The sequence below is a fragment of the Actinomadura rugatobispora genome, assembly GCF_042656285.1.
GTDB lineage: Bacteria > Actinomycetota > Actinomycetes > Streptosporangiales > Streptosporangiaceae > Spirillospora > Spirillospora rugatobispora.
Window position 1 is genome coordinate 93,385 of the sequence record NZ_JBHSON010000034.1, and the last position, 6,415, is coordinate 99,799.

Here is a 6,415-nt window from a genome sequence, read left to right on the forward strand (position 1 = left end):
CGGGCGCGGTCTCCGGTCAGTCCCGGAGGTCGCGTCCCGGGAAGCGGACGGTCTCGAGCGGCCAGGCCGTCGTGACCCACTCCCGGACGAACTCCTCCAGCTCCTTCTCCACGCTGGAGTCCTCCTCGTCCGCCCGCACCCAGAACACCACGACGGCGTCGGCGGACGGCTTGTCCGAGGGGGCGACGTGGATGCGGCCGAGCTGCCGCTCCTCGTCCGGGGTCATCACCACGTAGCTGAACGAGCGCCGCAGCTGCCCCTCCTTCTGCAGCCAGGCCACGTCGATCAGCGCCTGCTCGAAGGTGAACTCCTTGTCCGGCCAGCCCCACTCGGGGCCGAACCGGCCCTCCAGCCGCTCCAGGCTGCCCAGCACCGCCCCGTAGTCCTTCACGACGTCGTGGACGGTGATCGGGCGGATCCGGAACCGCGGCCCGGCGACGAGGGTCGGGACGACGAAGTCCTCCGGCAGGAAGGCCCCCCGACCCCCCTTCCGCGGAGTTACGAACATCGTCGACCCTTCCGACAACGCCCCATTCCGGCGACAGGGGCGCGAGCGCCACCGACTTTAGCCGTCCGCCGCCCGGTGCGAGACGCATCACGAATTCGGGCGCGCCGAGGCGGGCGGTCCAGAACCTCGGTCGGTGATGCCTTACTGTTCTTGCGGAGGAACACACGACCATGACCAGATCCACGCGCGACCGAATCGTGAGCGAGTCCCTGCGGCTGTTCGCCGACCGGGGCTATGCCGCGACCTCGGTCGCGGAGATCGAGGCCGCGGCCGGGCTGTCGCCCGGCGCGGGCGGCCTGTACCGGCACTTCCGCTCCAAGGAGGAGGTGCTGGCCTCCGCCATCCGCGAGCACATCGAGCGCACCCGGCGGCAGATCAGCGACGTGCTGGACCACGCCACCACCTACGAGGACCGGCCGCTGGAGATCCGGCTGCGGATGACCTGCCAGGCCGGGCTGGCGAAGATGCGCGAGGAGCAGGACCTCATCCGGGTGCTGTTCCGCGACCTCGACCAGTTCCCGCACCTGGTGGCGGAGATGCGCGAGGGGATCGTCAACCCGCTGTACGACGGCATCGCGACCTGGCTGTCCCAGCAGCCGGAGTTCGAGGGGATCGACGAGGACTGGCCCGCGGTCGCCTCGGTCCTGGGCGGCGCGGTGGTGAACTACTGGCTCGCCAACGAGTCGATGTACGAGCCCCCCACCCGCATCGACGAGAAGCGGTTCGTGTCGAGCTGGGCACGGCTGGGTCTCGGCCTGGTCAACCTGGAGCGGACTCCAGCCACCTGACCTGGGCCGTCCCCGACCCGACCGGCACTGAGCACGCCCGGCGGCTCCTACGCTGATGGGGCGGGCGCTCCGCGGTGCGCCCGCGCCGGTGCCACGAGGTTGGGAGAGGAATGGACACGTTCGCGGACTGGCTGCGCGCACGCGACGACGGCGCGTTGCGCTCCCTGCTGTCCGCACGGCCGGAACTGGTCACGCCCGTACCCGCCGATATGGCCGCCCTCGCCACCCGGGCCGCCACCCCCGCCGCCGTCTCGCGCGCCCTCGACCGGCTCGACCGCTTCACACTCGCCGTCCTGGAGGCACTGCTCGTCCTGCCCCGCCCCCTGGAGCCGGACGCGCTGACCGACGCCGTGGACGCCACCGCCGACGACGTGACGCGTGCACTGGAGACCCTGGAACGCCACGGGCTGGTCTGGGGAAACGGCCCCCAGACCCCGGCCCCCGCCCCCGGCGTCCGGCAGGGCCTGCCACACCCCGCCGGCCTGGGCCCGACGGTGAAGGAGGTCTTCGCCGGCTACGCGATCGAACGCCTCACGGCGCTGGTCACCGACCTGGACGGGCAGGAGCCCCGCGGGTTCCCCGACACGGGCCGGCTGCTGGAACGGCTCACGGCCGCCCTGTCCGAACCCGGCCCGCTGATCGCCGACGCGGGCCCGGAGGCCGCGGCGGCGCTGGACCACCTGGCCTGGGGCCCACCGGTCGGCCGCGTCGCCGACGCCCGCCGCCCCGTGCGGGTGGCGACCGCGACGACCCCCATCGAACGGCTCCTGGCCCGCGGCCTCCTCGCCGCCGAGGACGACCGCACGGTCACGCTGCCCCGCGAGGTGGCACTCCACCTGCGCGGCGGCCACCTCTTCCGGGACGTCCCCGCACAACCACCCGAACTCACCGGCCGCCGCTCCGCCCCACCCGGCACGTCCAGCAGGCCCGGCACGTCCAGCGGATCAGCCGCCTCCGGCAGACCCGGCACCTCCGGCAGGCCCAGCGGGCCCGGGGCGTCCGGTGGGCCCGGGAGTTCCGGCACGTCCAGCGGGCCCGGCGCCTCCGGCGGATCCGGCTCGGCCAACGCAGTCGGCGGCCGGGGGGCGGCGGCGGACGATCTGGCCGTGCGGACGGCCGCGGGGGAGGCGTTCACCGCGGTCCGGCTCGTCGAGGAACTGCTCGAACGGTGGGGCACCGACCCGCCGCCCGTGCTGCGCAGCGGCGGCCTGGCGGTGCGCGAGCTGCGCGCCACCGCGACGCTGCTGGAGGTCGAGGAGTGGCGGGCCGCGCTGCTGGCCGAGGTCGCCTACGCCGCCGGGCTGCTGACCCGCAGCGGCGACCTGGACGGCGAGTGGCTGCCCACACCCGCCTACGACCTGTGGCTGATGCGCGACACCCCCGGCCGCTGGACCGAGCTGGCCCGCGGCTGGCTGAAGACCGACCGCGCGCCCGGCCTGGCCGGTGACCGCGACGACCGCGACCGGCTGATCAACGCGCTCAGCGAGGCGGTGGTGCGCAGCAGCGCCCCCACCACCCGCACCGCCGTCCTGCGGGTCCTGGCGGCCGCGCCCCCGGGCCTGGCCGTGGACGCCGACGCCGTCCGCACCCGCCTGGCGTGGCTGCACCCGCGCCGCACCGGGCCGCTGCGCGACCGGCTCGTCGACTGGACGCTGCGCGAGGCGGCGGTGCTGGGACTCACCGGGTTCGGACGGCTCGTCCCGTACGCCCGCGACCTGCTGGAGGGCGACGACCCGGAACCCGGCCTGGAGAAGTACCTGCCCGAGCCGGTCGACCGGATCCTCATCCAGGCCGACCTCACCGCGATCGCGCCCGGCCCGCTGGTCACCGAGCTGGCCCGCGAGCTGGCGCTGTCGGCCGAGGTCGAGTCGACCGGCGGCGCGACCGTCTACCGGTTCACCCCGTCCTCGATCCGCCGGGCCCTGGACGCCGGCCGCACCGCCGCCGAGCTCACCGAGCTGCTGGCCCGGCACTCGGCGACCCCGCTGCCGCAGCCGCTCACGTACCTGATCGAGGACGTGGGCCGGCGGCACGGCCACCTGCGGGTGGGTTCGCTGAGCTCGTACGTGCGGAGCGACTCGGCCGCCACCCTCGACGAGATCCTCGCTGACCGCCGCTCCGGGGCACTGCGCGTCCACCGGCTGGCGCCGACCGTGCTGGCCTCGTCGCTGCCGCGCGGCGAGCTGCTGGAGGCGCTGCGGGCGATGGGCCTGGCCCCGGTCGCCGAGTCCCCCGGCGGCGGGATCATCGTGACGCGTCCCGACCAGCTGCGCGCCGATCCGCCGCCGACCGCCGAGATCGTCCGGGTGCGGCCGGGCGGGGAGCCCGCCGAGGCCTCGGTGATCGCGGCCGCGGTACGGGCGCTGCGGGCCGGGGAGGAGGCCAGCCGGCACGGCGCCGAGCAGGCCCGGCTGCGCGGCGCCGCCCCGTCCGGGGAGCCGCCCCGCTCCCCCGCCGCGGCGACCGTCGACCGGCTGCGGGAGGCCGTCCACCACGGCGTCCGGGTGTGGATCGGCTACCTCGACCAGCAGGGGCAGGCGTCCAGCCGGATCGTGGAGCCGGTACGGGTGGAGGGCGGCTTCCTCACCGGGTACGACGCCACCCGCGCCGCCGTCCACAGGTTCGCGCTGCACCGGATCACCGGCGTCTCCGAACTCGACGACGAGGGCACCGAACCCGCCTGAACAGGGGCTTCCCGAACGAATCCGCCAAAACCGAACGCAGCCGATAGCCTGCCGCGATGACCGGAAGCGCAGGATGAGGGGGATGTGAGCCGTGAGCGGCTACGGAGGGCAGCCTCCAGGATGGAACGACCCGTACGGGCAAGGGCAGGGCTGGAACGACCCCAACGCCGCCCAGCACCACCAGTCCCCTGGCTACGCCTATGGCTACGGTCCCCCGGGCGTCCCCAACACGGCCGGCGAGACCTCAGGGTCGACCATCGCCGCCCTCATCTGCAACTGCGTCGCCGTGGCGATGTGCTGCAACCTCCTCACGATCCCCGGAATCGTCACGGCCGCGATGGCGATGAGCCGCGCCCGCACCGACCCCGCCTCGTCCCGGAAGCTGACCACCTGGAGCTGGGGGATCCTCGTCGTGGCCTTCCTCCTGCCGGTCGTGATCTTCTGCGTGCTCCTCGGGGTGGACGCGGCCAACGGCGGGCTCGACGACTCCGGTCTCTGACGGCCCTCCGGGAAGACGGCCGCCTCCTCCGTCGTTTGCATAAGAGCCCGTTCCGGAACGTCCCTCCGCACCCCCGCATGTCGGGTAGCGTGCAGCACCTGCCACCGGAGCCCGAACGGGCCGTCCACGATCGATCGCCTGATGGGGGCCGCCTGCCGTGTCCGACGGACCGCTGATCGTCCAGTCCGACAAGACCCTGCTGCTCGAAGTCGACCATGTCCTGGCCGACGAGTGCCGCAAGGAGATCGCCCCGTTCGCCGAGCTCGAACGGGCGCCCGAGCACATCCACACCTACCGGGTCACCCCGCTGGCCCTCTGGAACGCGCGCGCCGCCGGGCACGACGCCGAGCAGGTCGTCGACACGCTGCTGAAGTTCTCCCGCTACCCCGTCCCGCACGCGCTGCTGGTCGACGTGGCCGACACCATGGCCCGGTACGGGCGGCTGCGGCTGGAGAAGCACCCCTCCCACGGCCTGGTCATGCACTCCTCCGACCGCTCCGTCCTGGAGGAGGTGCTGCGGGCCAAGAAGGTGAAGGGGATGCTCGGCGAGCGGGTCGGCGACGACTCCGTCGCCGTCCACCCCAGCGAGCGGGGCGCCCTCAAGCAGGCCCTCCTCAAGCTCGGCTGGCCGGCCGAGGACCTCGCCGGATACGTCGACGGCGAGGCGCACGCGATCTCCCTGGTCGAGGACGGCTGGCAGCTCCGCTCCTACCAGCGGGACGCCGCCGAGTCGTTCTGGCACGGCGGCTCCGGAGTGGTCGTGCTGCCCTGCGGCGCGGGCAAGACCATCGTGGGCGCGGCCGCCATGGCCCGCGCCGAGGCGACCACCCTCATCCTTGTGACCAACACCGTCTCCGCCCACCAGTGGAAGCAGGAGCTCATCCGCCGCACGTCCCTCACCGAGGACGAGATCGGCGAGTACACCGGGGCGAAGAAGGAGATCCGGCCGGTCACCATCGCCACCTACCAGATCATGACGACGCGCCGTAAGGGCGCCTACGCCCACCTGGAGCTGTTCGACGCCCGCGACTGGGGCCTGGTCGTGTACGACGAGGTGCACCTGCTGCCCGCGCCGATCTTCCGGATGACCGCCGACCTGCAGGCCCGCCGCCGGCTGGGCCTCACCGCCACGCTCGTCCGCGAGGACGACCGCGAGGGCGACGTGTTCTCCCTGATCGGCCCCAAGCGGTACGACGCGCCCTGGAAGGACATGGAGTCGCAGGGCTGGATCGCCCCCGCCGACTGCGTCGAGGTCAGGGTCACCCTCACCGACTCCGAACGGCTCACGTACGCGACCGCGGAGCCGGACGAGCGGTACCGCTTCTGCGCCACCACCGACACCAAGACCAACCTCGTGCGGGCCCTGGTCGATCGGCACCGGGGCGAGCAGACACTGGTGATCGGCCAGTACATCGACCAGCTCGACGAGCTGGGTGAGCTGCTGGACGCTCCGGTCATCAAGGGCGAGACGCGGGTGAAGGAGCGCGAGCGCCTCTTCGACGCGTTCCGTTCGGGGGAGATCAGCGTCCTGGTCGTGTCCAAGGTCGCCAATTTCTCCATCGACCTGCCGGAGGCGACGGTGGCGGTGCAGGTGTCGGGCGCTTACGGGTCGCGTCAGGAGGAGGCGCAGCGTCTGGGACGGCTGCTGCGGCCCAAGTCCTCCGGGCAGGGCGCCCGGTTCTACGCGGTGGTGGCGCGTGACACGCTCGATCAGGACTACGCCGCCACGCCTACCGGATCGTGGACGCCGACGCCGTCCTGGCCGGCGAGGAGATTTAACCGAGCGCACCCGCCCGAGAAAAAAGGGGGCGGGAAATGAGAAAGGGCCCCGCCGGTAAACCCGGCAGGGCCCTTTCCTAATATGTGTCCGGCGGTGTCCTACTCTCCCACACAGTCTCCCATGCAGTACCATCGGCGCTGAAGGGCTTAACTTCCG

Annotated in this window: 4 protein-coding genes, 1 rRNA gene and 1 pseudogene; 4 read left to right on the forward strand and 2 right to left on the reverse strand. The window is 73.1% G+C overall.

Features of this window, described 5'->3' with window-relative positions:
• Positions 1-16: 16 nt before the first annotated feature.
• The gene (locus ACFPZN_RS24065) at positions 17-508 is read right to left on the reverse strand and encodes a GNAT family N-acetyltransferase (RefSeq protein WP_378284380.1); all 492 of its coding nucleotides are present in this window, start codon (positions 506-508) and stop codon (positions 17-19) included.
• A gap of 170 nt (positions 509-678) precedes the next feature.
• On the opposite strand from ACFPZN_RS24065, the gene ACFPZN_RS24070 reads away from it, so the two are divergent.
• From ACFPZN_RS24070 to ACFPZN_RS24085, 4 genes and pseudogenes are all read left to right on the forward strand, one after another.
• Positions 679-1,296, forward strand: coding sequence for a TetR/AcrR family transcriptional regulator (locus ACFPZN_RS24070; protein ID WP_378284381.1), 618 nt, complete (start codon positions 679-681; stop codon positions 1,294-1,296).
• 110 nt (positions 1,297-1,406) lie between these two features.
• Positions 1,407-3,980, forward strand: a complete 2,574-nt coding sequence (locus ACFPZN_RS24075; protein ID WP_378284382.1) for a helicase-associated domain-containing protein — start codon at positions 1,407-1,409, stop codon at positions 3,978-3,980.
• 91 nt (positions 3,981-4,071) lie between these two features.
• Positions 4,072-4,479, forward strand: coding sequence for a hypothetical protein (locus ACFPZN_RS24080; RefSeq protein ID WP_378284383.1), 408 nt, complete (start codon positions 4,072-4,074; stop codon positions 4,477-4,479).
• 157 nt (positions 4,480-4,636) lie between these two features.
• Positions 4,637-6,258 (forward strand): annotated as a pseudogene (locus tag ACFPZN_RS24085) (DNA repair helicase XPB).
• An 86-nt stretch (positions 6,259-6,344) separates the two neighbouring features.
• On the opposite strand, the gene rrf reads toward ACFPZN_RS24085, so the two are convergent.
• Positions 6,345-6,415: ribosomal RNA gene (rrf, locus tag ACFPZN_RS56790) — 5S ribosomal RNA — on the reverse strand; the annotation flags it as partial.